This is a genomic window from Pseudomonas sp. R38(2017), from assembly GCF_002112395.1.
Lineage (GTDB): Bacteria > Pseudomonadota > Gammaproteobacteria > Pseudomonadales > Pseudomonadaceae > Aquipseudomonas.
The window spans coordinates 212101-237627 of record NZ_NEHN01000006.1 but is presented as its reverse complement, the minus strand read 5'-3'; the positions used below and the strand labels follow the sequence as shown (position 1 = coordinate 237627).

20 protein-coding genes and 4 tRNA genes are annotated in these 25527 nt (G+C 59.8%); 7 read left to right on the top strand and 17 right to left on the bottom strand.

Features of this window, described 5'->3' with window-relative positions:
• Window positions 1-9: 9 nt before the first annotated feature.
• The 8 genes from CAF87_RS17170 to CAF87_RS17135 all read right to left on the bottom strand — a co-directional run bounded on the left by CAF87_RS17170 (window position 10) and on the right by CAF87_RS17135 (window position 8544).
• Entirely contained in the window at window positions 10-426 is a 417-nt protein-coding gene (locus CAF87_RS17170) for a hypothetical protein (RefSeq protein WP_349016896.1), read from the bottom strand.
• Between the two features lie 72 nt (window positions 427-498).
• Window positions 499-846: a hypothetical protein gene (locus CAF87_RS17165; protein WP_085732324.1), complete on the bottom strand. Its 348-nt coding sequence runs from the start codon at window positions 844-846 to the stop codon at window positions 499-501.
• Window positions 843-5612 (bottom strand): RHS repeat-associated core domain-containing protein, encoded by a 4770-nt coding sequence (locus CAF87_RS17160; protein ID WP_085732323.1) that lies wholly within the window; start codon window positions 5610-5612, stop codon window positions 843-845. The genes CAF87_RS17165 and CAF87_RS17160 overlap by 4 nt, the downstream gene beginning before the upstream one ends.
• 224 nt (window positions 5613-5836) lie before the next feature.
• Window positions 5837-6244, bottom strand: a complete 408-nt coding sequence (locus CAF87_RS17155) for an SEL1-like repeat protein (RefSeq protein WP_085732322.1) — start codon at window positions 6242-6244, stop codon at window positions 5837-5839.
• A complete protein-coding gene (locus CAF87_RS17150) occupies window positions 6245-6616 on the bottom strand; it encodes a hypothetical protein (RefSeq protein ID WP_003223109.1) in 372 nt (123 codons plus the stop codon). It lies immediately after the preceding gene.
• Window positions 6613-6954, bottom strand: a complete 342-nt coding sequence (locus CAF87_RS17145; protein ID WP_007950435.1) for a helix-turn-helix transcriptional regulator — start codon at window positions 6952-6954, stop codon at window positions 6613-6615. Before CAF87_RS17145 ends, CAF87_RS17150 begins: the two co-directional genes overlap by 4 nt.
• A gap of 114 nt (window positions 6955-7068) precedes the next feature.
• A complete protein-coding gene (locus CAF87_RS17140; protein WP_085732321.1) occupies window positions 7069-7524 on the bottom strand; it encodes a YkvA family protein in 456 nt (151 codons plus the stop codon).
• Between the two features lie 300 nt (window positions 7525-7824).
• Window positions 7825-8544 (bottom strand): FKBP-type peptidyl-prolyl cis-trans isomerase, encoded by a 720-nt coding sequence (locus CAF87_RS17135; protein ID WP_085732320.1) that lies wholly within the window; start codon window positions 8542-8544, stop codon window positions 7825-7827.
• A 270-nt stretch (window positions 8545-8814) separates the two neighbouring features.
• On the opposite strand from CAF87_RS17135, the gene CAF87_RS17130 reads away from it, so the two are divergent.
• On the top strand, window positions 8815-10623 hold the full coding sequence (locus tag CAF87_RS17130; RefSeq protein ID WP_085732319.1) for a di-heme-cytochrome C peroxidase: 1809 nt from the start codon (window positions 8815-8817) through the stop codon (window positions 10621-10623).
• A 26-nt stretch (window positions 10624-10649) separates the two neighbouring features.
• Complete coding sequence (locus CAF87_RS17125; RefSeq protein ID WP_170929634.1) at window positions 10650-11786, top strand: catalase family protein; 1137 nt, start codon at window positions 10650-10652, stop codon at window positions 11784-11786.
• Window positions 11787-11931: 145 nt separating this feature from the next.
• Here the strand turns inward: CAF87_RS17125 and CAF87_RS17120 are convergent.
• From CAF87_RS17120 to CAF87_RS17105, 4 genes are all read right to left on the bottom strand, one after another.
• Window positions 11932-12008, bottom strand: a tRNA-Asp gene (locus CAF87_RS17120).
• A gap of 19 nt (window positions 12009-12027) precedes the next feature.
• Window positions 12028-12103, bottom strand: a tRNA-Val gene (locus CAF87_RS17115).
• A gap of 191 nt (window positions 12104-12294) precedes the next feature.
• Window positions 12295-12371: transfer RNA gene (locus CAF87_RS17110), tRNA-Asp, on the bottom strand.
• A gap of 19 nt (window positions 12372-12390) precedes the next feature.
• A tRNA-Val gene (locus CAF87_RS17105) sits at window positions 12391-12466 on the bottom strand.
• Between the two features lie 159 nt (window positions 12467-12625).
• Here CAF87_RS17105 and rdgC point away from each other — a divergent pair.
• From rdgC to sugE, 3 genes are all read left to right on the top strand, one after another.
• Window positions 12626-13546: a recombination-associated protein RdgC gene (gene rdgC / locus CAF87_RS17100; protein WP_085732317.1), complete on the top strand. Its 921-nt coding sequence runs from the start codon at window positions 12626-12628 to the stop codon at window positions 13544-13546.
• Window positions 13547-13620: 74 nt separating this feature from the next.
• The gene (locus tag CAF87_RS17095; RefSeq protein ID WP_085732316.1) at window positions 13621-14586 is read left to right on the top strand and encodes a bile acid:sodium symporter family protein; all 966 of its coding nucleotides are present in this window, start codon (window positions 13621-13623) and stop codon (window positions 14584-14586) included.
• 121 nt (window positions 14587-14707) lie between these two features.
• The gene (gene sugE, locus CAF87_RS17090; protein ID WP_085732315.1) at window positions 14708-15022 is read left to right on the top strand and encodes a quaternary ammonium compound efflux SMR transporter SugE; all 315 of its coding nucleotides are present in this window, start codon (window positions 14708-14710) and stop codon (window positions 15020-15022) included.
• A 42-nt stretch (window positions 15023-15064) separates the two neighbouring features.
• Here sugE and CAF87_RS17085 read toward each other — a convergent pair whose 3' ends face one another.
• From CAF87_RS17085 to CAF87_RS17070, 4 genes are all read right to left on the bottom strand, one after another.
• On the bottom strand, window positions 15065-16939 hold the full coding sequence (locus CAF87_RS17085) for an MFS transporter (protein WP_085732314.1): 1875 nt from the start codon (window positions 16937-16939) through the stop codon (window positions 15065-15067).
• Window positions 16940-17037: 98 nt separating this feature from the next.
• Window positions 17038-18189, bottom strand: coding sequence for a TDT family transporter (locus CAF87_RS17080; protein WP_085732313.1), 1152 nt, complete (start codon window positions 18187-18189; stop codon window positions 17038-17040).
• 105 nt (window positions 18190-18294) lie between these two features.
• Window positions 18295-18606: a cupin domain-containing protein gene (locus tag CAF87_RS17075; RefSeq protein ID WP_085732312.1), complete on the bottom strand. Its 312-nt coding sequence runs from the start codon at window positions 18604-18606 to the stop codon at window positions 18295-18297.
• A gap of 52 nt (window positions 18607-18658) precedes the next feature.
• On the bottom strand, window positions 18659-19846 hold the full coding sequence (locus tag CAF87_RS17070; protein ID WP_085732311.1) for an MFS transporter: 1188 nt from the start codon (window positions 19844-19846) through the stop codon (window positions 18659-18661).
• Between the two features lie 91 nt (window positions 19847-19937).
• On the opposite strand from CAF87_RS17070, the gene CAF87_RS17065 reads away from it, so the two are divergent.
• Together CAF87_RS17065 and CAF87_RS17060 are read left to right on the top strand one after the other, a co-directional pair.
• Window positions 19938-20480, top strand: coding sequence for a TetR/AcrR family transcriptional regulator (locus CAF87_RS17065; RefSeq protein ID WP_085732310.1), 543 nt, complete (start codon window positions 19938-19940; stop codon window positions 20478-20480).
• A 136-nt stretch (window positions 20481-20616) separates the two neighbouring features.
• Window positions 20617-24087, top strand: coding sequence for a hybrid sensor histidine kinase/response regulator (locus tag CAF87_RS17060; protein ID WP_085732309.1), 3471 nt, complete (start codon window positions 20617-20619; stop codon window positions 24085-24087).
• 9 nt (window positions 24088-24096) lie between these two features.
• On the opposite strand, the gene rmuC is transcribed toward CAF87_RS17060, so the two are convergent.
• Window positions 24097-25461: a DNA recombination protein RmuC gene (rmuC, locus tag CAF87_RS17055; protein ID WP_170929635.1), complete on the bottom strand. Its 1365-nt coding sequence runs from the start codon at window positions 25459-25461 to the stop codon at window positions 24097-24099.
• Between the last annotated feature and the right edge of the window lie 66 nt (window positions 25462-25527).

Genomic DNA, 25527 nt, shown 5'->3' with positions numbered 1-25527 from the left:
GCTCGATAATTACCATGTGGACCGATCCTCACCAGCGGCTTTCGCAAGGTCTTCCCCCCAAGCTTCCTTCGCAAGCTTATAAAGATCTTGGAAGAAGCCACGCGGATCTTCTAGAGAGTACCATTCTCCCCGCGGCCAACTTGCGGCTTCGCACTCGTCGATCTCGAATAGTTCTTGAAAGTCATAATCTTGCTCCAAGAGCAGCAATTCCAAACCTTCAACTAGAACTAGCTTATGCCTACAGGAAAGGTATGACAGATTAAGACAATACTTCCTGATAAGAAGCTCTCTATCAGCAGAATCATTAGGATTGTATACATCGAGTTCCGCACCTCGAGTTCCCTCACGATCATAAACGTCGAAAACGCCTATAAACCACATCAAGTCCGGTTCAAACTCTTCACTCAAATATGGGTCTTTCAACATCATTTCACCTCGGACAGAAAGCCTAGAAACGGGTTTTATGGGTCACAAAAAAACAGCCCTCATTCTTGCTCATCAACCATCACGACGATATCTTGAAAGACATTCTAAAAGCACGGTCATAAACTGCTTCCTGTCTTCGACCTCATCATCAAAGTAGGTTGTCATCCTTCCAAAAACCCGCTCAAAATCATCGCCTTCATTTAAGAAGTATCTAACAGTCTCGATTAACAAATCCTGCTCACTTGTTGTGTATTCAAAAAACTCAACACGCAACAAATCGTCAAACAGCTCGGCAAGCTCTAATCGATTATTCACATCTTTCGAAACTATCAATCTCTCTCTAGCATCATCCGTCGTATTCTCTATATCAAAAACAAAAAGCAAATTTTTAATATCTACAATTTTATATAACCTATTCATTGGTCAAAATCCGTATAAGCTGTCCTAACACGCTGCTGCGGCGTAAGAATCACCACAGCCTTAGATTGCCTACCATATTCAAGACTTCCTTTCTTATACCCTTCACCAACAATCTTACCCATATCAATAGGCCTCTTGGAAACTTGCAAGTTCGTATACTTAAAAATCAATTGCGCTCTATAGATAGCATTCAACTGATCCCTATGACTCAAAAAGTGTGTTGCTGCAGACGGAATTTTTGGTTCCCCATCTTTACTACCACCAATGTATCTCTCTATTTCACCCGTGGTGGGATTCCTGCCTGAATTCAACCTTTCAAGTTGAGATCCCGATGTAGTTTGAGCACCATGCTTTTCCAAAAAATGCTCTCCATTATCTGCATCTTCCATTTCATATAAACGCCGATAAGCATTCTCCTCCGCCAATTCATCAATCCGCGCCCGTCGTTCTTGCGCGGTCATCTTCGGTAGTGGTGGCTCCCCTTCATTAACGACCGAGCCAGTTGTCCCATGTTTCACTGGTCGACACGGTTTTTTCGGTGGCGGACAGTTGGACGTCAACCCCAACGGATCCACCCACCCCGTCGGATTCGGCACGTACCGGTACTGGTTCACCCCACCCGCCAACTTCACCGGATCCGGCGTCAGGTACCGTCCCACGTCCGGGTCGTAATACCGGTGCCGGTTGTAATGCAGTCCGCTTTCCGCGTCGAAATACTGCCCCTGAAAGCGCAGCGGCTGGTCGAGGTAGTCCTCGGTCGCCAGCTCCAGCGAGGTGACCTTGCCGTAGGCGCTGTATTTGGCTGACCAGACGATGTCGCCGCTGTAGTCGGTCAGTTCTTGCGGGGTGCCGAGGTGGTCGAGTTGGTAGTAGAACGGGCAGGCGCGTTTCGGGCCTTGGCCGTCCAGCATCGCCAGCGGGCGGAAGGTGCCGGGTTCGTAGATGAAGCTGCGGTGTTGGGTCGGACTGCTTTCGGCGATCAGATGGTCGCCTTGCCAGAAGAACTCGGTGGTCTGGCCATCGACGGTTTTGCGGATGCGGCGGCCGAAGGCGTCGTATTGGTAGCTCGTGGTTTTGCCGTCGGGACGGGTGAGGCCGATCAGGCGGTGCTGGCTGTCGTAGCGGTATTCGGTGACCAGTTGTTGGCCGCGGCCGCGGCGTTCGCGGATCAGGTTGCCGAAGGCGTCGTAGTCATAATGGCGGTCGCCCTGCATCAGCAGGCGGTTGCCTTTGATGCTGGTCGGGCCGGGCCGATCCTGCAGCAACAGGTTGCCGGCCGGGTCGTGGGCAAAGTTTTCCGGCACATCGTCACGGGTGTGACGCACGCGGATCAGCCGGTCGAGGGCGTCGTACTGGTAGCTGCGCTGGCCGTGGCGGGTGTCGGCGATGTGTTCGAGGTTGCCGTTGGCGCTGTAGGCAAAGTCGCGGCGGTACAGCGCACTGCGTTGATGGCCTACGGCGTGGGACAACAAGCGGCCCTGTTCGTCGTAGGCATATTCGCTGAGCAACAGGCCTTGCTGGCGCTGCTGTTCGCGACCGTTCTGGTAGACGTGACGGGTGAGCAAGGCGCCGTTGAGGTCGATCGCGGTCAGCGTGCCGCCCTTGGCGTAGTGGTAGTCGAGCTTGCTGTTGTCCGGCAGACGCATCCGGCTGAGCTGGCCGCAAGCATCGTAGGTGTAACGTAAGGTGCCCCAGCCCTGATGCTCGCGCACCAGTCGGTCCTGCAGGTCGTATTCGAAGGCCAGCGGGTGATTCTGGCCGTCATCCACGCCGACCAAGCGGCCCAAACGGTCATAGCGATAGCTGACCTCGACTCCGTCCGGCAGGGTCTTGCGCAGCAGGCGTCCGGCAGCATCACGTTGGTAAGCGGTGACCAGCGTCGAGCCGTCATCGCCGTACTCGGTCTTCTCCAGCAGGTGGCCGTTGCGGTCGTAGGCGTACGCGGTGCGTCGCCCGTCAAAACCGGTTTCCTGTCGGATCAATCCGGTGGGCGTGTAGTCCAGCCGGTACTTTTCGCCGGACTCGTTCTCGATCTCCGTCAGCAGCAGCTGCGCATGGTCGTAGCGATACTGCAGCCGCGTGCCATCAGGATTGATCCGCCGGCTGACCAGATGCAGGTCGTCGTCATACTCGTAGCGGGTGATCCGCCCCTGTTCATCACGTTCGGCGGTGATCTGGCCATAGGCGCTGTAGGACCAGGCGCGGGTGGCGCCATTTGGCGAAGTGGTCTGGATCAGCCGGCCGACGGCGTCCCACACATGACGGGTGATCGCGCCATGTTCGTCCTGCACAGTAATCCGCCGCCCCAAGGCATCGTAGGAAAACTTCCGAATCCCACCGTCTGGCAGACTTTCCTCGACCAGTTGCCCAAGGTCGTTCCACACGAACACATGCCGACCACTGTCCGGATAACGGATTGACAGCAACCGTCCCTGCGGGTCGTAGTGGTAATGGGTGACATGGCCGTCGGGATCGACCGCCTCGGTAACGTCACCCTGCGCATTGCGCCGGTACGTCCACACCGCATCGCCACGTGAGCGGCTGTGCAAGAAGCCATTGCGGTACTCGTAGGACGTCGGCGCATCGTCCGGCGGAATCAGCGCAACTAACCGTCCGGCATCGTCGTAGCGGTACTCGGTTATCGCCCCCAGCGCATCCTGCTCGGCGACCAGTCGGCCCTGCGTGTCGTAGGCCTTGAGCTGTTCGCCACCATCGGCGGCAACCTGACGCACCCGCCGCGCGGTGTCGTCGTGGACGTAAACCTCTTCGCGACCGTCGACGTACTGCACCGTCACGCTGCCGGCGTCATCCCAGACGTAACGCGTATCCATCTGCGAAAACGACGCCCAGTGCCGCACGCACCGCGCCGCCTTGCCGGAGCGCTCCCACTCCCAGAAGAAGCTCGCGCCACCCGTTAACTGCCGTTGCAGAATGACGTGCTGATCGTCGTAGTCGTAACGCTCGCTCTCGCCGACGGCGTTGGTCACCTCGATCAACCGATGGCGGGCATCAAAGCGGTAGCTGGCCAGCGTCTGTTCGGTACGCCAGGCAGACTCCCGAAAAACCTGATAATCGACCGCGATCAGATGTGCCCGCTCGTAGCGCAACAGCAGCGAACGCCCGGCCCCGCTGTCGAGGCGCTCAACGCGATCCAGACGATCCCGCGTAATACGCAGCCGGTTGCCATAGGCATCGCTGACAGCCGTCAGACGCCCAACCCGAAAGTGATAAAACCGCGCCGCCTCACCCGCCAGCGCAACAATCAACTCCTCCGGCTCATCCCCGAGAAAGATCGCCGCCCGCGACAGACTATTGTGAATCGCCGGCCGCTCGACACTCGGCAACGGAAACCGCGTGCGCCGGTTCTCATGGTCAACCCAGACCACACCGTCGCCATCAACCTCCAGCCGATGCGCCAGCGAATGGCTCCAGCCAAACCCCAACCCGACATCGATCTCGGCGGCACTGGTGCGATACAAGCGGCTGAACTCGAACGGCAACAGCCCGTCGAGCACGCCGTCAGTCAGCGTCAGCAACTCTTCGCCGGTGACCATCGACACGGGGCAACCGTTGGTGCAGGTCAGCGGCGCACAATCGACACTGTCGCCGTTGGGATTTTTCGCCTGATCCGGCGTGTCGTCGTGTCGCTCATCCTTTTTCAGGGAAGCATTACGCCGGGCATCCCAGCGCAATTGCATGCGGCCCTTTTTCACCCCGGCGGCGATGCCCCGTGCGGCGACGGATTTGTACTGGTTCACATAGCCGATGAAGGTGCTGACGATGCCGAACATCGCCTTCACCAGGCGCGTCACCGCCGACAGCAACTGAGCGCCACGTTCCGCCAGACGCAAGGTCAGATACGCGATCCCCGCACCGGCGCCAACGAAGGTCAACACAACGCCGATCAACACATCGATCAGCAGCTGCACCACCACCATCGATACCGCCTCGGCGGTTTTCCCGGCAACTTCACTGGGTGGCAGCATCTCCAGCCAGAGGCTGGCAGTCCGCAGCAACAAACACAGCGCCGCTTCGTCACTGACCAGTAACTGAAGCTTCTCCATCATTTCCGGCGCTGTTTCCGCCAGCGCGATCAGCTGCGTGGCGCCACTGCCCAACCGCTCGGCGAACTTTCCGGGATCCTGGAGAATTTCCGACAACAGTCCGATGCTATCCCACACTCCCTCGATCGCCGCCCAGCTCCCCGCCAGCATGCCGTTGCCGGCTGCTGTGGCCACCGACTGCGACCATTGCGGCTTGAAGCCCTGCCACTCGCTGCGCAGCCAACTATCCAGTTGCTGAGTCAGGCCATCGTAGGATTCGAAAAGCGCATCGACCTGCTGCTCGCTGGCCTCACTGTGCACCACCACCCGGTAGAACTTGCCCGCCTGACCGGTGAACACGCCCTTGCCCTGAGCATCGAGTGTGACGGACTTGACCTCGCCGCTATCCACCGCCACCACATCGACAGCGATGCCGCCCAATGGAATGTCGTACACCGACTCGAACTTGCTCTCGATCTCCATCGGCCCGGTTTTCGTGCATTGCACGACGGCCGAAGAGAAACGCTTGTCGTCAATGGCGACCGCCGTGCTGTGTTCGCCGAAACGGATGATCCGCTCCATCCCCATCAGTGACGGCAAATCAGCCGCATGGCTGACACTGTCTGCCGAGCGACTGAGCCAGTGCTTCAGCTGTTTGCGATAGAGATCAAGGGTACGGGGAAAGCTGTCGAGTTCTTGCTCGATGCGGACGACGGCATCCATCAGCGCATTCCCATGCGCATGGCGAAACGAAAAACCGGGTCAAACATGTGCGTTCCCTCGCGCAAAAATCAGGCGAGGGACTTTGCGGGGGATCAATCAGAAAAGAAGTCAGGCGAGTAGGCAGAGGCTGTAGGAGAAGTCTGTAACTGTTTTTATAGAATTGCAGACGCAGAAACGGGGCGGGAGGTTTCCCTCACGCCCCGTTCACGGAACAGATGATTTGTTTACCGAGAAGAATCCCGGCCGGCCAGCTCTTTCAACTTGAGCTCGGCCAACGGATGTCCAGCCTTGGCCGCCATGGTCCACCAGCGAGCCGCTTCGGAAGGATCGGGCGCTTTACTGGGCGTACCAGCCAGACTGATGACACCGACCTGATAAGCCGCTTTGCCATCACCGGCCAAAGCCGCCAGTCTCAGCAGTCGCACACCTTCTTCACGCGCGCCCAGGCCCACCCCGCGAAACGTCAGGATGTGCCCGTAAAAGCTTTGCGCGCCGACATCGCCCAAGTTGGCCATACGCGCAAACTGCCCTTCGAGCCAGCGCCAGCCTCGGGGCTGACGGACAAACCACGACCAGTGAAACAGCCTACGGGCCAGCCAGTAACTTGCCCGCGCCTTGAGTCGTAAAAACACTCAGGCCTCCGCCGATTCCGGGTACTCGTACTCAAAGACCCGGACCACTTCAGAGGCATGCCAAGAGGCGGCGGCAACACCATCGGACGGCCCGGAAAAGCGCCCCAGTCGCTCGACACATTCAAAGAAACCGGTGCGTGGCAGGCGACTGGCGCCCTGGCTGATCACCAGCGAACTGCGCAACGGTTGTTCGGCTTTTGCGTCCAGCGCAGCGAGATGCTCCAGTGCAGCGGTCAATGTCTGCATTGCCGGCGTGGGCAGTTGCAGACGCTCGAGCAAGGCTCGATAGGTCAGAAGATGGCGCTGCCTGCGCGCCTGGTCCAGCTCCCCCAGCAATCCGTCCCAATGTTGACGACTGATGCGTACGCTCACGATTGTTCCCTCCACCCTGGCACCGTCAACTCCCAGGCCAGGCTGCGGCGAATCGCAGCGTCGGGCAGACGCTCACCGCTTTCGATCATGGCCAGGTAAGACGGGCTGATGCCTACCGTGCGGGCGAGCGCCTCGATGGCGATGCCCTTCCCTTCGCGCAAACTGCGTAACTGATCCAGACCTGGAAGAATCGGGTCCGGTGTGGCCGCAAGCGGCGCTGGAGCCGGTTGCGACGGTGCTTCATTGATGCCTGCTGCTTTCAGTAGAGCCTGATACTGAGCCCATGGCAGAACCGCATACTCGGGCTCGCCATCGCGTGCAATTATCTGAATATCCATGACTACCCCGTAGGACAACAACACTTAGCGAGTCGGCACTTTTCCCTAGAAGTGTAATCCTAACAGCGGCCAAGGTCGTGGGGGGTATCTATCTGAATAAGAGGCTGTCGCAATTCAGGACTTTTTCGGGCCCTGAAGCTGAAGTTGCTCGGGGGTATCGGGCAGGCGCTCGACAACCCTGAGCTTTTCTGGCGATTGTCGCTGACGCCACAAGCGGAATGCGTTGAGTTCGTCGTCGAGGGTTTTCATCACCCAGGCAAGGACGGCGATGTCATCGAGCATGCCAAAAACGGGAATGAAATCCGGGATCGCATCCACCGGACTGAGGAAGTACATCAGGCCCGCAACGACCGAAATCATTGCCTTTGGACTGATCGCGCGATACTCGCCACGCCAGTACGCCAGGCACAGCGCCTGGAGCAATCGCAGATCATCCTTCAGCTTGCCGAGACGATTGCCTTGGGCGGCGCCTTTGCTGGCCACGGCAAACAACAGCGTCGGCAAGCGGCCACGGGCCAGGAGTCGTCCGGCCAAAGGCAGGAACCGGGCGAAATTCCATGGAGCTTTCATCTATTTCTCCCGTTGAAATGTTATCCACACAAATTGTGGATAACCTTGTGAACAGAGCTGCATTTCCACGCTGAGAGCCCCGGTTCATAAGGGCTGCGCTCAGATCGGGCGTTTTTTACTCACATAAAAAACCCCAATATTTCATTGACTTGGCGGCTCAGGACGTCTAGCGCGGGCGGCCTCAAGGTCTAGGACTGTCATGACGCGTATCGGTTCGGTCTGTTTACGCTGGCCGTGGCCCGGATGCAACAACGCCCCGCATAGGCGAGGCGTTGTTGTTGAAGCCGGTGCCGATGCCTGTTACTTGGTAGCAGCAGCGTCTTCTTTGGCTGGATCCTTGATGCCCAGCAGTTCCAGGTCGAAGACCAGAACCGAGTTGGCCGGGATCGCCGGGCTTGGCGATTGGGCGCCGTAAGCCAGATCGCTAGGGATGTACAGCTTGTACTTCTCGCCAACGTGCATCAGTTGCAGGCCTTCGACCCAACCCGGGATCACACCGCTGACCGGCAGATCGATCGGGCTGCCGCGCTCGACGGAGCTGTCGAATACGGTGCCGTTGGTCAGCTTGCCAGTATAGTGAACGGTCACTACGTCGGTAGGTTTAGGCTGTGGGCCGTCGGCTTTCTTGACCACTTCGTACTGCAGACCGGACGCGGTGGTGGTCACGCCTGGTTTCTTGCCGTTTTCTTCGAGGAATTTCTTGCCGGCAGCTGCCGACTCTTCGCTCATTTTGGCCATACGCTCTTCGGCACGCTTCTGAAGCGCGGCGAAAGCTTCGACCAGTTCTTCATCTTTCAGCTTCTGTTCTTTCTTGCCGACGGCATCTTCGATGCCCTGGGCTACCGCTTTGGAGTCCAGATCATCCATGCCTTCCTGAGCAAGGCTCTTGCCCATGTTCAGGCCGATACCGTAGGAAGCTTTTTGCGCCGGGGTTTTCAGCTCTACGCTGGTCTGCGAATCACAACCCGCGAGGACCAGGCTAACCAGGGCAACCGCCGCCGCCAACCGATGCTGTTTCATGCTATTTCCTTGTTCATGCGCCGAAAGGGCAATCGAGTAAAGCCGCGAGCTTATCAGGCCGCCACGACCAATGGCTACCGGCATGAGAGCAGGAATCTTCCGATAAGTTCAGGGATTAAAAAGCATTTGGCGAAAGGCACGATGAAGCTTCTGTCATCTTTCGCCGACAGCGATTGATGCCGCTTCCCACAACACTTGGCGTAATGGCCACTTGCCGCACACGGCTTGGCTCAGGCATAACAGCGCAACAACTCGACAAGGATGTTTATCTTGCGCCTCTTATACCGTGTGTTGACGCTGATCGTGGTGCTGCTGGGGCTGGTTCTGGCAGTGGTTCTTTACTATGTCGCCAATCCCAGATTGCCCTTCCCCGCGCCCGCAAAACAGGTGCATTACCTGAACCAATGGACTGAGCAAGAGCGCCAGACCTACTACTTCACCCCGCAGGGGACGCAGGTCAAAGGCCTGCGTTACGAATGGTTTCAGGCGCTCGAACTGCCATTCTCGCAGCAACGCTTTGCCTCCCCGGAATACCTCGCGCGCTTCGGCTTTCTGATCGATCCGCAGCAGAAAGCCACGCCGGACAACCCGGGCAATCTGCCGGTGGGTTTCGCCCGGCACCAGAATCCCGACAGCGCCGAGCAATATCTCGACATCACTTGCGCGGCCTGCCACACCGGTGAACTGCACTTCAATGGCCAGGCAATACGCATCGACGGTGGCTCGGCTCAGCATGTGTTGCCTTCCAGCGTTCCTACATTGCGCGGCGGCAGTTTCGGACAGGCATTGGTCGCCAGTCTCACCTCCACTTACTACAACCCTTGGAAATTCGAACGGTTTGCCCGCACAGTTCTCGGCGAGGATTACGACGCGCGCCACGACCAACTGCGCAAAGACTTCAAAGACTCGTTGAACACCTTTATCAAAGTGGCGTGGAACGACACCCATCGCGGCCTCTACCCCACCGAAGAAGGTCCCGGCCGCACCGATGCGTTCGGGCGTATCGCCAACGCGACCTTCGGCGATGCGATCTCCGCGAGCAACTACCGCGTGGCCAACGCCCCGGTGGATTACCCGCAGCTGTGGGATATGTGGACCTTCGACTGGGTACAGTGGAACGGTTCGGCGCAGCAACCGATGGCACGCAATATCGGCGAGGCGCTGGGTGTCGGCGCCACCCTGAACTTCTTCGACGCCAACGGCCAGCCGTTGCAGGGTGATGACCGCTATGCCTCCAGCGTACGCGTACGTGATCTGCACAAGATCGAAGAAACCCTGCAAAAACTGCGACCGCCGGCATGGCCTGAAGAAGTCCTGGGCGTGGTCGACAAACCCTTGGCAGCCAAGGGGCGAGCCCTGTTCGCCGAGAATTGCGCCGGATGCCACGTACCGCGCCAGACCCAGGAAAGCGAGCGCTGGGTGCAGCACCTGCACATGCTCCCGGTGGACGTCATCGGCACCGACCCGAATGCTGCCAACAACATTGCCAATCACCGCTTCGACCTGACAGCGCTGCAATGGAACCCGGCAGAGCTTGAACAAATGGACGTTAAGTTGCATCCCACACCCAAGGAGCCGCTGGATCTCAGCCAACTGTCAGTGGCCAAGGGACTGGCTTACGTCACCGCCTTCGTGGAAAACCGTGCATACCGTGAAGCGGGCGTCACCGCCGCCGAAAAACCACAGCTCGATGGCTTCGGTCTGCCGATCGGCGTTCGCGAAAAAGTCGCCTACAAGGCGCGTCCGCTTGCCGGCGTATGGGCCACGGCCCCGTTCCTGCACAACGGCTCGGTGCCGAGCCTTTATCAGTTGCTGTCGCCTCAGGACGAGCGCGCCACCACCTTCTATAAAGGCACCTTCGAATACGACCCGCGCCATCTGGGCTACCGCACCGAAGCCTTCACCAACGGTTTCCTGTTCGACACCCGCATCACCGGCAACCACAACAGCGGCCACGAATTCCGCGCCGGCGAGCGCGGCAATGGCGTCATCGGCCGACTGCTGCAGCCTGAAGAACGTTGGGCGCTGCTCGAATACCTGAAAGTGCTGGGCGGCCCGCTGGAGGCGCAACTGCCATGATCTTCAATTCTTTCAAAAGACCTTCGATGCTGGCGCGTTTCTGGCTTTGGCTGGGACGGTTACTGGGCAAAACCCTGCTGATTCTGCTGGTGATCGGCCTGGTCAGCTGGGCCCTGACGACCGCGTGGTTCGCCTGGCAGCACCGTGGCCCGGTGTCGGCGCTGGAGCAGATTCCGGACGGCGAAGCCGCCATGACACAGGACGTGATCCAGACCGCCGTGCGTATCGTCGATCAGCACCGCGAAAGCACCCGCTACCTGCGCGATGCCCATGCCAAGGCCCATGGCTGCGTGAAGGCCGACGTGCAGGTGTTGCCGGATCTGGCTCAGGAACTGCGCCAGGGCGTTTTCAGCGAACCGGGCAGGCTGTGGAAAGCGACGATGCGCCTGTCCAACGGCAACGCCTATCCGCAGTTCGACAGCATCCGTGATGCCCGTGGCATGGCAATCAAATTGCACGGTGTACCGGGCAAACAGTTGCTGGGTGACCGTCAGGGACTGCACGAACAGGATTTCGTGATGTTCAGCCATCCGAATTTCTTCGTCAGCGATGTCGCTGAATATCGTCAGAATGTGGCGGCGCAGGCTGACGGCAAGAAGGTCATGGCTTTCTTTCCGGGCTGGGACCCGCGTGGCTGGCAGATCAGGCATCTGTTCATTGCACTGGCAACCCTGTCGCCACCGCCGGAGAGTCCGACACGTACGACCTACTTTTCGGTTTCGCCCTACAAATTTGGTGAGGCCAATGCGAAGTTTCGGGTGATGCCGGATCCGGACAACTGCCCGGCGTACACGCTGCCGAAGCAAAATCAGGATCTGCCGAATTTCTTGCGCAATGCGCTGAATCAGCAACTGTCCACGGACCGGGTACCCGCGTGTTTTGTGTTGCAGATACAACGCCAGGACGCGAACAAATACATGCCGATCGAAGACACCAGCATCGAATGGCGCGAACAGGACAGTCCATTTCAGACCGTAGCCAAAATCACCCTGCCCCCGCAGGACTTCGACACCCCGGCGCTAAATCTGCAATGCGACGACCTGTCGTTCAATCCGTGGTTCGGCATCGAGGCCCACCGCCCGATTGGCGGGATCAATCGCCTGCGCAAAGCAGTGTATGAAGCGGTGAGCGACTACCGGCACAGCCGCAACGCCAGCCAGTAACAAACCGCAGAAATAAAAAAAGCGACCCGCAGGTCGCTTTTTTCATGCCCGGACGAGCCAAACGCCAATCGCCAGACAGCAAAAAGCCCGCACTAGGCGGGCTTTCTGTGGTGACCTGGCGTTCAGTGTTCCAGGTTACCGAATATGGCGCAGCGGACGGGACTCGAACCCGCGACCCCCGGCGTGACAGGCCGGTATTCTAACCGACTGAACTACCGCTGCGCGAAACGCTTGAAACGAATGGTGGGTGATGACGGGATCGAACCGCCGACATTCTGCTTGTAAGGCAGACGCTCTCCCAGCTGAGCTAATCACCCTTCGCTTCGTTACGGGACGCATTATGCCACAAGTTTTCGTAAAGTGTTGATTTAATTGAAGTTTTTTTTCAAATAAATCCGAAAACCGGTGAAACGACACATTCCGCATGTACAACTCGAGGCAGAAAAAAACCCGCCTTGGCGGGTTTTTCCGTGGTGACCTGGCGTTCAGTGTTCCAGGTTACCGAATATGGCGCAGCGGACGGGACTCGAACCCGCGACCCCCGGCGTGACAGGCCGGTATTCTAACCGACTGAACTACCGCTGCGCTAAACACTTGAAACGAATGGTGGGTGATGACGGGATCGAACCGCCGACATTCTGCTTGTAAGGCAGACGCTCTCCCAGCTGAGCTAATCACCCTTCGCTTCGGTGTGGCGCGCATTCTACGGAGCGACCAAACCTCTGGCAAGCACTTTTTTAAATAATTTTCTCAGGCCTTCCAAAGGCTTAGAGAAGGGTTGGCCTATGGGGCGGCGAAGACAATAATGCCCCCCTTTGTATAAAGGAGAGACTCACCCCATGTGGTTCAAGAACCTGCTTATCTATCGCCTGACCCAAGACCTGCCTGTCGATGCCGAGGCGCTGGAAACTGCACTGGCCACCAAACTGGCGCGTCCATGTGCAAGCCAGGAGTTGACCACCTACGGTTTCGTCGCGCCGTTCGGCAAAGGCGAAGATGCACCACTGGTGCACGTCAGCGGTGATTTCCTGCTGATCTCCGCCCGCAAAGAAGAACGCATTCTGCCGGGCAGCGTCGTGCGCGATGCGGTCAAGGAAAAGGTCGAAGAGATCGAAGCCGAGCAGATGCGCAAGGTCTATAAGAAGGAACGCGACCAGATCAAGGATGAAATCATCCAGGCCTTCCTGCCGCGCGCCTTCATCCGCCGCTCGTCGACCTTCGCCGCCATCGCGCCGAAACAGGGCCTGATCCTGGTCAACTCGGCCAGCCCGAAACGCGCCGAAGACCTGCTTTCCACCCTGCGTGAAGTGATCGGTACCCTGCCGGTTCGTCCGCTGACCGTGAAGACCGCGCCGACCGCAGTGATGACCGAATGGGTCACCACCCAGCAAGCCGCCGCGGACTTCTTCGTCCTGGACGAGTGCGAACTGCGCGACACCCATGAAGATGGCGGTATCGTCCGCTGCAAGCGTCAGGACCTGACCAGCGAAGAAATCCAGCTGCACCTGAGCACGGGCAAAGTGGTGACTCAACTGTCGCTGGCCTGGCAGGACAAGCTGTCCTTCATGCTCGACGACAAAATGACCGTCAAGCGCCTGAAGTTCGAAGATCTGTTGCAGGATCAGGCAGAACAGGACGGCGGCGACGAAGCCCTCGGCCAACTGGACGCCAGCTTCACCCTGATGATGCTGACGTTCGGCGACTTCCTGCCGGCGCTGGTTGAAGCACTGGGCGGTGAAGAGACGCCGCAGGGGATCTAAGCCTCTGCGCAGTCTTTGAGTTATCTTCAAACGCCACCGCTTCGGTGGCGTTTTCACATAATAAGGAACAGGCCATGCGCGCACTGGCTGCACTGAGTCGTTTTGTCGGCAACACCTTCGCTTACTGGGTTCTGATTTTCGCCGTGGTCGCGTTCCTGCAACCCGCCTGGTTCCTCGGCCTCAAAGGCGCGATCGTACCGCTGCTCGGGCTGGTGATGTTCGGCATGGGCCTGACACTCAAACTCGACGACTTCGCCGCCGTCGCCCGCCATCCGTGGCGTGTGGCCCTGGGTGTGGTCGCGCATTTCGTGATCATGCCGGGGATGGCGTGGTTGCTGTGCCAGATCTTTCATCTGCCGCCGGAAATTGCCGTCGGGGTGATTCTGGTCGGCTGCTGCCCGAGCGGCACCTCATCGAACGTCATGACCTGGCTGGCCCGTGGCGACCTGGCGCTGTCGGTGGCCATCGCCGCCGTCACCACCCTCCTCGCCCCACTGCTGACGCCGGCGTTGATCTGGCTGCTGGCCTCGGCGTGGTTACCGGTTTCGTTCATGGAACTGTTCTGGTCGATCCTGCAAGTGGTGCTACTGCCGATCGTCCTCGGCGTGGTGGCGCAACGTGTGCTGGGGGACAAGGTTCGCCACGCAGTGGAAGTGTTGCCTCTGGTGTCGGTGGTCAGCATCGTGATCATCGTCGCCGCCGTGGTGGCCGCCAGTCAGGCGAAAATCGCCGAATCCGGCCTGCTGATCATGGCGGTTGTGATGCTGCACAACAGCTTCGGTTATCTGCTGGGTTACTTCACCGGGCGCCTGTTCGGCCTGCCGCTGCCTCAGCGCAAGTCTTTGGCGCTGGAAGTCGGCATGCAGAACTCGGGGTTGGGTGCCGCGCTGGCCAGTGCGCACTTCTCGCCGCTGGCGGCGGTGCCGAGCGCGTTGTTCAGTGTGTGGCACAACATTTCCGGGGCGCTGCTTTCGACGTACTTCCGCCGCATGAGTGAAAAGGAAGATCGTGAGGCTCTTGCTCAGCAGGCCGCCGACTGACTCATCCCCATTGATCCCCGGCGCACATTTTTAGGTACTATGTGCGCCACGCAGGGACGACCCTGCGGCTCAATCGAGTTTTCAATCTGGGGACGGCCCCGTCAATCGATGGAGGTCTTTCATGTCCTGGATCATTCTGTTTTTCGCCGGCCTGTTCGAAGTCGGCTGGGCCGTCGGTCTCAAATACACCGATGGCTTCAGCCGTCCGCTGCCCACCGTTCTTACCGTCGCCGCCATGGCAGTCAGCCTTGGTTTGCTGGGGCTGGCGATGAAGGAACTGCCGCTGGGTACGGCTTATGCGATCTGGACTGGCGTCGGTGCCGTGGGCACGGTGATTGCCGGGATCATTCTGTTTGGCGAGTCGATGGCGTTGATTCGGCTGGCCAGCGTTGCACTGATCATCACCGGATTGATCGGGCTCAAGGTCAGCGCCTGAGCCGTTGCCGCCATCCGTCAGGGATGGCGGCTTTCTAAACAACTACCTGACAGTCCCGCGCAACTCCCCTACCAGCGCCTGCAATTCGGCAGGCTGCGCCGCCTCAACTGCCACCGGCGAACCCGCCACCAACGTCACTCGCGACCACAAGCGGTGAAACAACCCTTTATTCGGATCGCGACTGAAGAAACTCCCCCACAACCCCTGCAACGCCAGCGGAATAACCGGCACCGGCGTCTCTTCGAGAATCCGCGTCAGCCCGCTCTTGAACTCGTTGATCTCACCGTCAGCGGTCAACTTGCCTTCCGGGAAGATGCACACCAGTTCACCGTCCTTCAGATACTGGGCAATCCGGGTGAAGGCCTTTTCGTAGATCTGGATGTCTTCCTGGCGTCCGGCGATAGGAATGGTCCCCGCCGTGCGGAAGATAAAGTTCAGCACCGGCAGGTTGTAGATCTTGTAGTACATGACAAAGCGAATCGGCCGACGCACCGCGCCACCAATCAGCAAGGCATCGACGAACGATACGTGGTTGCACACCAGCAACGCCGCGCCCTCATCGGGAATCGCTTCAAGGTTGCGATGCTCGACACGGTACATGGAATGGCTGAGCAGCCAGATCATGAAACGCATGCTGAACTCGGGGACGATCTTGAAGATGTAGGCGTTGACGCCGATGTTCAGCAGCGACACCGCCAGGAACAGCTGTGGAATCGACAGTTTGACCACGCTCAGCAACACGATGGAGACGATGGCCGAAATCACCATGAACAGCGCGTTGAGAATGTTGTTGGCGGCGATAACCCGCGCCCGCTCGTTCTCGGCGGTGCGCGACTGGATCAACGCATACAGCGGCACAATGTAGAAACCGCCAAAGATGCCGAGGCCGAGGATGTCGACCAGTACAGCCCAGGCGTGTCCGAAGCCCAGCACCTCAGTCCAGCTATGGCCAACGGCACTCTCCGGAATTCCGCCGGAGTGCCACCATAGCAATAGCCCGAAAACCGTCAGACCGAACGAGCCGAACGGTACCAGACCGATCTCGACCTTGCGCCCGGAAAGCTTCTCGCAAAGCATCGAACCCACGGCGATGCCGACCGAAAACACCGTGAGAATGAGGGTGACCACGGTTTCATCGCCGTGCATCCACTCCTTCGCATAAGCCGGGATCTGCGTCAGATAAATCGCCCCGACGAACCAGAACCACGAGTTGCCGACAATCGAACGCGACACCGCTGGCGTCTGCCCCAGCCCGAGTTTCAGCGTGGCCCAGGACTGGCTGAAGATGTTCCAGTTCAAGCGCATTTCCGGTGAGGCGGCCGCCGCCCGGGGAATGCCGCGACTGGCGAGGTAACCCAGAACCGCGATGCCGACAATCGCACCGGATACCAGCGGCGCATAGTGCGACGAGGACATGATGACCCCGGCGCCGATGGTGCCGGCCAGGATCGCCAGGAACGTGCCCATTTCCACCAGTCCATTACCACCGACCAGTTCATCCTCGTGCAAGGCCTGCGGCAGGATCGAGTACTTCACCGGCCCGAACAGCGCCGAGTGCGTGCCCATGGCGAACAGTGCCACCAGCATCAACGACAGGTGATCGAACAGGAAACCGACGGATCCCACGGCCATGATGGCGATTTCTGCCAGCTTGATCAGACGGATCAGCGCATCCTTGGCGAACTTTTCCCCGAACTGCCCGGCCAGCGCCGAAAACAGGAAGAACGGCAGAATAAACAGTAGCGCACACAGGTTGACCCAGATCGAGCGGTCACCTTCGATGGTCAGCCGATAGAGAATGGCGAGGATCAGCGATTGCTTGAACACGTTGTCGTTGAACGCGCCCAGCGACTGGGTGATGAAGAACGGCAGGAAGCGCCGGGTACGCAGCAGGTTGAACTGTGAGGGGTGACTCATCTTCCGTGTGTCCCTGATGTTGGGTAACGAGTGGCCTGGATACGTTTATTGGAGTGTCGATCCACGATCCAGGCCACACCTTACCTAAACTTTTCAGGTTATTTCTTCAAACCTGCAATGCACGGTGAAACAAACAGCTCGCCGCGCCATGCGCCTTGCAGTGTGCGCTTGCCGACGATCAGCCACATCACCGCCAGCAACGTCACCAGCACACAACCGGCCAAGCTGAAGAATGTCAGGTTCAACGTGCTGCCCAGTTTCAGGGTCGCCAGCGAATACACGCCCAACGGGAAGGTAAATCCCCACCAGCCAAGGTTGAACGGGATGCCGTCGCGCAGGTAGCGCACGGTGATCAACAGCGCCATCAACATCCACCACAAGCCAAAGCCCCAGAGCGTGATCCCCGCTATCAAGCCCAGGCCCGACGCGATTTCACCGATGCCCGGCAGACCATTGGCCGCGAAGATCGCTGGCGCATCACCGCCCAGCAACAACATGCCCAAGGCACCGGTGCCGATCGGCCCCAGAGCGAGCCAGCTCGAAGCCGCCATGTTTTCGTGGGGCAGTTTGTGCAGGGCCATGCGCAACAACAGGATGGTCAGAATGCTGAACGCCACCGGCAGGGAAAACGCCCAGAGCACGTAGCTGGTCGTCAGCACCACCAGTTGCGAGTGCGCGTCAGCCAGATGCGGCGCGAGCAGTCCACCGCTGGCCGCCGCCACTTCCGCCGCCACCACCGGCAACAGCCAGACGGCGGTCATCTGATCGATGCTGTGTTCCTGACGGGTAAACATCATGTAGGGAATCAGCACACCGCAGGCCAGCGACATCGCCACGTCCAGCCACCACAGCACTTCAGCCAGATGAATGACACCCTCGCCCCAGCGCGGCAGACCGAACAGCAGAAAGCCGTTGATGATGGTTGCCAGCCCCATGGGAATGGTGCCGAAGAACATCGAAACCGTAGAGTGGCCGAAGATCCGCCGCGCTTCGTCGAAGAACAGAATCCAGCGCGCGGCGTAGGCCGCGGTAAACAGCACGAACAACAGAATGTTGAACATCCACAGCCCTTCGGCCACGGTGTGCAGTCCCGGGATGGCGACGGGCAATTGCGCCAACGCCAACGCCAGCACACCGGTACCCATGGTCGCGGCGAACCAGTTCGGTGTGAATTGACGGATCACTTCACGCGGATGCTGAAGCTGGCTGAAAGGCTTGATGCCGGGTTTGACACTGTTGGGGCAAATCATCATGAACTCCTGTCCTCAGGTGAGGTTGAGTCCATGGTAGAACTGAATCGAATATCTATATAACGGGTAATTTCTCTAACTGTTATCTGTTTTGTAGATATGCAGTCAGACGCTGCCTTCGGTTTCAATCACCAGAATCCGCGCAGCACCTTGCGGATGAGCAACATGCTCCGTGCCGACGGACGCGTAGAAGATATCACCGACATCGAGCTGCACCTGCTTTTCCTCGCCTTCTTCGCGATAGTGCATGAGCACCTGCCCGTCGAGCACCACGAACACTTCCTCACCGTCGTTGACATGCCATTTATAAGGCTGATCGGTCCAGTGCAGGCGCGTGGTGATGCCGTTCATGTTCGCGATGTCGAGCGCGTCCCAGGCACGCTCGGCGGTGAAGGACTTACTGCGGATAATCTTCATGAGTCGATCCGTGAGAAGAATGGGCTGGCCAAGGCTAACCGAATCCACAGGCTTATGGCGCGCTGCAGGTCTTGGCCGCTTGCGCACGGAAACTCATCAACAGCGCGCAGACCGCCAACACGATCAGTACCGCGCCATACACATCGGTGGTCGCAAGCAAGCCAAGGCTGTGAGTGAAGTGCCCGGCCAGCAACGCCGGCAGGCAGAACGCCAGGTAACTCAGTACATAGAATGCCGACATCAATCCAGCCCGTTCATGGGGCAACGCCAGCGGCACCAGACTGCGCACCGCACCGAGAAAGCCGGAGCCAAATCCACACCCGGCGACCAGCGTGCCGAAGAAGAACAACGACAGACTGGCGCTGTGCACGCCCAGCAGCATCAACACGATGCCGGCCGGCAACAGGCTTGCGCCAAGTTGCAGCGCCCGGGAGGCTGGACGATTACGCAGTGTGAAAATCATCAGCGCACCGGTCACGGTCAACGCTGCCACGGTCGCGCCGCCGATCAGATTCGAAGTCGAACCGGTCGCCGTGCGTACCAGCGACGGAGCGAGCGAGGCATAGAAACCGCCGAGCGCCCAGGTCGCGGTGTTCAACGGCAACACGCGCCACAGTGTGGAACGCGCCTGAACCGGCACATGCAGGGTCGGCCGCAGCGACGCCCACGCTCCGGCCTGCGGCGAGACACTTTCCGGCAGGCGCCAGACATAAACGCCTTGCAACACAAACAGCACGAGCAGCAGCCAATAGGTCAGTTGCAGTGGCGCGGGCGCGAATTCCGCCAGCAAACCGCAGCCCATCGCACCGAGCGCCATGCCGAGCAGCGGCGCCACACTGTTGATCAGCGGCCCTTGCTGGCGATCGGTGTCCAGCAGCGTCGCGCTCAACACGGCAGTGGCCATGCCGGTAGCAAAACCCTGCAACACCCGCGCGCCGATCAACCAGCTCACGCTGTCGGCGTAGATAAACAGCAGCATCGCCACGGCGTTCAGGACAACGGCGGTGAAGATCACCGGTTTGCGGCCCAGATGATCCGACAGCGAACCGACCGTCAGCAGCGCGGTCAGCAGACTCAGCGCGTAAACGCCGAAAATCAGAGTCAGCACCGCTGCCGAGAAATGCAGGTGATCCTGGTACAGGTGATACAACGGCGTCGGCGCGGTGGAAGCGGCGAGAAAACTGAGTAAGGTGATCGCCAGAAACCACAGGCTGGAACGGTTGGAAGCAAGGCGGGTCATGGATACACTCCTTAAAAGCTATTTTTTTGCTTTTGCGGAGTGTGCTCCCGACTTGCGCTTAAAGCAAATTCTTTGTGTTAAGGTCTGGCACATGCCTATTAAAGAAAGTAGCCGGCCCGGCGGCCGAAGCGCCCGGGTACAGGAATCGATTCACGGCGCCGTGCGCGCCCTCCTCGAAGAGCAGGAGCGCTCCACCGTGACTGTCCCGCAAATTGCCGCACGGGCCGGGGTCACGCCCTCGACCATTTATCGGCGCTGGGGTGATCTGTCGGCGCTGCTCGCCGACGTCGCCCTCGCCCGCTTGCGCCCTGAAAGCGATCCCTTGGAAACCGGCAGCCTGCGCGGCGATATCCGCGCCTGGGCCGAGCAGTATCTGGACGAAATGAGCTCCGAACCGGGGCGCAATGTCATGCGCGATGTGCAGGCCAGTGCCACACCGGGATTCTGCATCGCGATCATTGCCGATCAGTTGCAGACCATCGTCGACCGCTTCCCGGACGAGTCACCACCGAGCGTGGATCACCTGATCAACCTGGTGGTTTCGCCAACGGTGTTCCGCATCCTGTTTGCCGTGGCACCGCTGGAAGTCGAAGAACTGCACCGGCTGATAGACATCGCGCTGCGTCAGGACTGACAGCGCAGAACCGCCCGGTTCTGCGCCTGCGACACACCGCCACGCCACGACCTTGGTCGACACTGACTAACCGCCGCGCACATGCGAGACTGTCTGGCCGGGCGCGAGTCCGGTCGTATTTTGTCGGGAGTGCTCCATGTCGTTGTCCACCGGGCTGATCGCCGCCGTCGCCCTGGCCTATATGGCCATCATGTTCGCCATCGCCTTCTACGGCGACCGTCGCAGCGCGCCATTGCCGCCGCGGATGCGTGCCTGGGTGTACAGCCTGTCGCTGGCGGTCTACTGCACCAGCTGGACATTCTTCGGCGCAGTCGGGCAAGCGGCCGAACAGCTATGGTCATTCCTGCCGATCTACCTGGGGCCGATCCTGCTGTTGCTGGGCGCGCCGTGGGTCCTGCAAAAAATGGTGATGATCAGCAAGCAGGAGAACATCACCTCCATTGCTGACTTCATCGCCGCCCGTTACGGCAAATCCCAATCGCTGGCGGTGGTGGTTGCACTGATCTGTCTGGTCGGCGTTCTGCCTTATATAGCCTTGCAACTCAAGGGCATCGTCCTCGGCGTGAACCTGCTGATCGGCGCTGGCGCCGACGCCATGGGCACCCGCGCCCAGGACACGGCGCTGATCGTGTCACTGGTGCTGGCCTTGTTCACCATCGTTTTCGGCACGCGCAACCTCGACGCCACCGAGCACCACCGGGGCATGGTGCTGGCGATTGCGTTCGAGTCGCTGGTGAAGCTGTTCGCCTTCCTCGCCGTCGGCGCCTTCGTCACCTATGGCCTGTATGACGGCTTCGACGACCTGTTCAATCAGGCAATGCTCGCCCCGCGTCTTGAGGAATACTGGAAAGAAACCATCAACTGGCCGTCGATGGTCGTGCAGACCGGCGTAGCGATGATGGCGATCATCTGCCTGCCCCGTCAGTTCCACGTCACCGTGGTGGAAAACATCGACCCGCAGGATCTGCGCCTGGCCAAGTGGGTGTTTCCGACCTATCTGGCCTTGGCCGCGCTGTTCGTAGTCCCGATCGCGCTGGCCGGTCAGATGATGTTGCCCAGCTCCGTTCTCCCGGATTCTTTCGTCATCAGCCTGCCGCTGGCCCAGGCCCACCCGGCGCTGGCGATGCTGGCATTCATTGGCGGCGCGTCGGCGGCCACCGGTATGGTGATCGTGGCGAGTGTGGCGCTGTCGACCATGGTGTCCAACGACATGCTGTTGCCGTGGCTGCTACGGCGCAACAATGCCGAGCGGCCGTTCGAAGTGTTCCGCCAGTGGATGCTCTCGGTACGCCGGGTCAGCATCGTGGTCATTCTGTTGCTGGCTTACGTCAGCTACCGCTTGCTCGGTTCTACCGCGAGCCTGGCGACCATCGGCCAGATCGCTTTCGCCGCCGTGACTCAACTGGCACCGGCAATGCTCGGTGCGCTGTACTGGAAACAGGCCAACCGCCGTGGCGTGTTCGCCGGTCTCGCCGCCGGCACGTTCCTGTGGTTCTACACTTTGATCCTGCCGATTGCGGCTCGCAGCCTCGGTGTGCCGCTGGAGACGTTCCCGGGACTTGCCTGGCTGCACAGCAACCCGCTGAATCTGCCGATCACCCCGCTGACCCAAGGCGTGGTGCTGTCGCTGGCGGGCAACTTCACCCTGTTCGCCTGGGTCTCGGTACTGTCGCGCACCCGGGTGTCGGAACACTGGCAGGCCGGACGTTTTATCGGCCAGGAAATCAGCGCCCGCCCCAGCGCACGTTCGATGCTGGCGGTGCAGATTGACGATCTGCTGCAGCTGGCGGCACGGTTTGTCGGTGAAGAGCGTGCGCGCCAGAGCTTTATCCGCTTCGCCTATCGCCAAGGCAAAGGCTTCAACCCGAACCAGAACGCCGACGGCGAATGGATCGCCCACACCGAACGATTGCTGGCCGGTGTCCTCGGTGCTTCTTCGACGCGAGCTGTAGTAAAAGCCGCCATCGAAGGTCGGGAAATGCAGTTGGAGGACGTCGTCCGGATCGCCGACGAAGCCTCGGAAGTATTGCAGTTCAACCGTGCGCTGCTGCAAGGCGCCATCGAGAACATCACACAGGGCATCAGCGTGGTAGACCAGTCGCTGAAACTGGTGGCCTGGAACCGGCGTTATCTGGAGCTGTTCAACTACCCGGACGGCTTGATCAGCGTTGGTCGGCCGATCGCCGACATCATTCGCTACAACGCCGAACGCGGCTTGTGTGGCCCCGGCGAAGCAGAGGTCCACGTCGCCCGGCGCCTGCACTGGATGCGTCAGGGCCGCGCCCATACCTCCGAGCGGCTGTTCCCCAACGGCCGGGTGATCGAGCTGATCGGCAACCCGATGCCCGGCGGCGGTTTCGTCATGAGCTTCACTGACATCACCGCATTCCGCGAGGCTGAACAGGCATTGACCGAGGCCAACGAAGGCCTGGAGCAACGGGTCAGCGAACGGACGCAAGAACTGTCGCAACTCAACGTCGCGCTGACCGAAGCCAAGGGCAATGCCGAGGCGGCCAACCAGTCGAAAACCCGCTTCCTCGCGGCGGTCAGTCACGACTTGATGCAACCCTTGAACGCCGCACGGCTGTTCTCCGCCGCCCTCTCCCATCAGGACGATGGCTTGAGCGGCGAGGCACAGAAACTGGTGCAGCATCTCGACAGCTCGTTGCGTTCAGCTGAAGACCTGATCAGCGACCTGCTGGACATTTCCCGCCTGGAAAACGGCAAGATCAACCCGGATCGCAAGCCGTTCGCGGTCAATGAGCTGTTCGACACCCTCGGTGCCGAATTCAAGGTTCTGGCACAGGAACAGGGTTTGAACTTCCGGGTGCGCGGCAGTCACCTGCGCATCGACAGCGACATCAAGTTGCTGCGACGGATCCTGCAGAACTTCCTGACCAATGCCTTCCGCTATGCAAAAGGCCCGGTCTTGCTGGGAGTGCGCCGGCGACAGGGTGAAATCTGCCTGGAAGTATGGGATCGCGGGCCGGGGATTCCGGAAGACAAGCAGCAAGTGATTTTCGAAGAGTTCAAACGCCTCGACAGCCACCAGACCCGCGCCGAGAAAGGCCTGGGCCTGGGTCTGGCGATTGCCGACGGCTTGTGCCGGGTGCTCGGGCATACCTTGAGCGTGCGTTCATGGCCGGGGCACGGCAGTGTGTTCAGTGTGCGGGTGCCGCTGGCGCGGACGCAGACTGCACAGCCGAGCGCGGCGGTCGAACTCAACGGCAAGCTGCACAGCGGCGCGCAGGTGCTGTGCATCGACAACGAAGACAGCATTCTGATCGGCATGAACAGCCTGCTCACGCGTTGGGGTTGCCAGGTGTGGACGGCGCGCAACCGCGAGGAGTGCGCGGCGCTGCTCAACGATGGCGTGCGGCCGCAACTGGCGCTGGTGGACTTCCATCTTGATCACGGCGAGACCGGCACTGATCTGATGGCCTGGTTGCGCACTCGCCTGGGCGAGCCGGTGCCGGGGGTGGTGATCAGCGCCGACGGGCATCCAGAAACCGTGGCGCAGGTGCACGCGGCGGGGCTGGATTATCTGGCCAAACCGGTGAAACCGGCGGCCTTGCGGGCCTTGTTGAGTCGCTATTTGCCGCTCTAGAAGAGCGGCTTATTCGGGCAACTCAACCAAGCCGTCGGCGTCAGTCATCGCGCGCTCCAGCAGGTCTGAGGGCAGGCTCTTGCTGGCTCGCGCGCCGAGCAGTTTGAGCTGCTCGCTGCGGCTGACAAGGTTGCCGCGCCCTTCTGTCAGTTTGTTTCGCGCTGCACTGTAGGCTTTGTCCAGTTGCTGCAGACGATTGCCGACCTCGTCCAGATCCTGAATGAACAACACGAACTTGTCGTACAGCCATCCGGCACGCTCGGCGATTTCCCGGGCGTTCTGGCTCTGGCGCTCTTGCTTCCACAGGCTGTCGATGACGCGCAGTGTGGCGAGCAGCGTGGTCGGGCTGACGATCACGATGTTGCGATCGAAAGCTTCCTGGAACAACGTCGGCTCGGCTTGCAACGCCGCGGAAAACGCCGCTTCGATCGGCACGAACAGCAAGACGAAATCGAGGCTGTGCAGGCCTTCCAGTCGCTTGTAGTCCTTACCGGCCAAGCCTTTGACGTGACTGCGCAGCGACAGCACATGCTGTTTCATGGCGATCTGGCCGATGGCATCGTCGTCGGCCGCCACGTATTGCTGATACGCCGTGAGGCTGACCTTGGAGTCGACCACCACCTGCTTGTCGCCCGGCAGGTAAATGATCACGTCCGGCTGGAAGCGCTCGCCGTCCGGGCCCTTGAGGTTGACTTGGGTCTGGTACTCGCGGCCCTTCTCCAGACCGGCATGTTCGAGGACTCGTTCGAGGATCAGTTCGCCCCAGTTGCCCTGGGTTTTCTGGCCTTTCAGGGCGCGGGTCAGGTTGGTTGCTTCATCGCTCAGACGCAGGTTCAGTTGCTGCAGGCGCTCCAGTTCCTTGGCCAGCGAGAAGCGCTCGCGGGCTTCGGCCTGATAGCTTTCCTCGACCCGTTTTTCGAAGGACTGGATGCGTTCTTTCAGCGGATCAAGCAACTGACCGAGGCGTAGCTGGCTGGTTTCGGCGAAACGCTGTTCTCTTTCATCGAAGATCTTGCCAGCCAGTTCGGCGAACTGGGCGCGCAACTCGTCTCGGGATCCTTGCAGGTCATCGAGACGCTGTTGATGGCTTTCCTGCTGCTCACGCAATTCGGCATTCAGTGAAGCGGCCTGAGCGTCCAGACGCCGCAATTCGGCTTCCTTGCTGGCGCGTTCGAGGTTCCAGGCGTGGGCGGCGTCACGGGCATCGTCGCGTTCGATCTGCAACAGTTCGACTTCCCGGCGCACGGCCGCGAGATCGGCTTGTTTAGAAGCATTGGCCTGGCCGAGATCGGCGATTTCGTCACGACAGGCTTCGAGCTGGGCATTGAGGCCGTCCTGGGCCATCTGCGCCATGGCCAGGCGCTCTTCGAGCAACGCAACTTCGGACTCGCCATGACTGGCCCGGCGCTGCAGTTGCCAGGCCAGCGCCAGCAGCGGTAA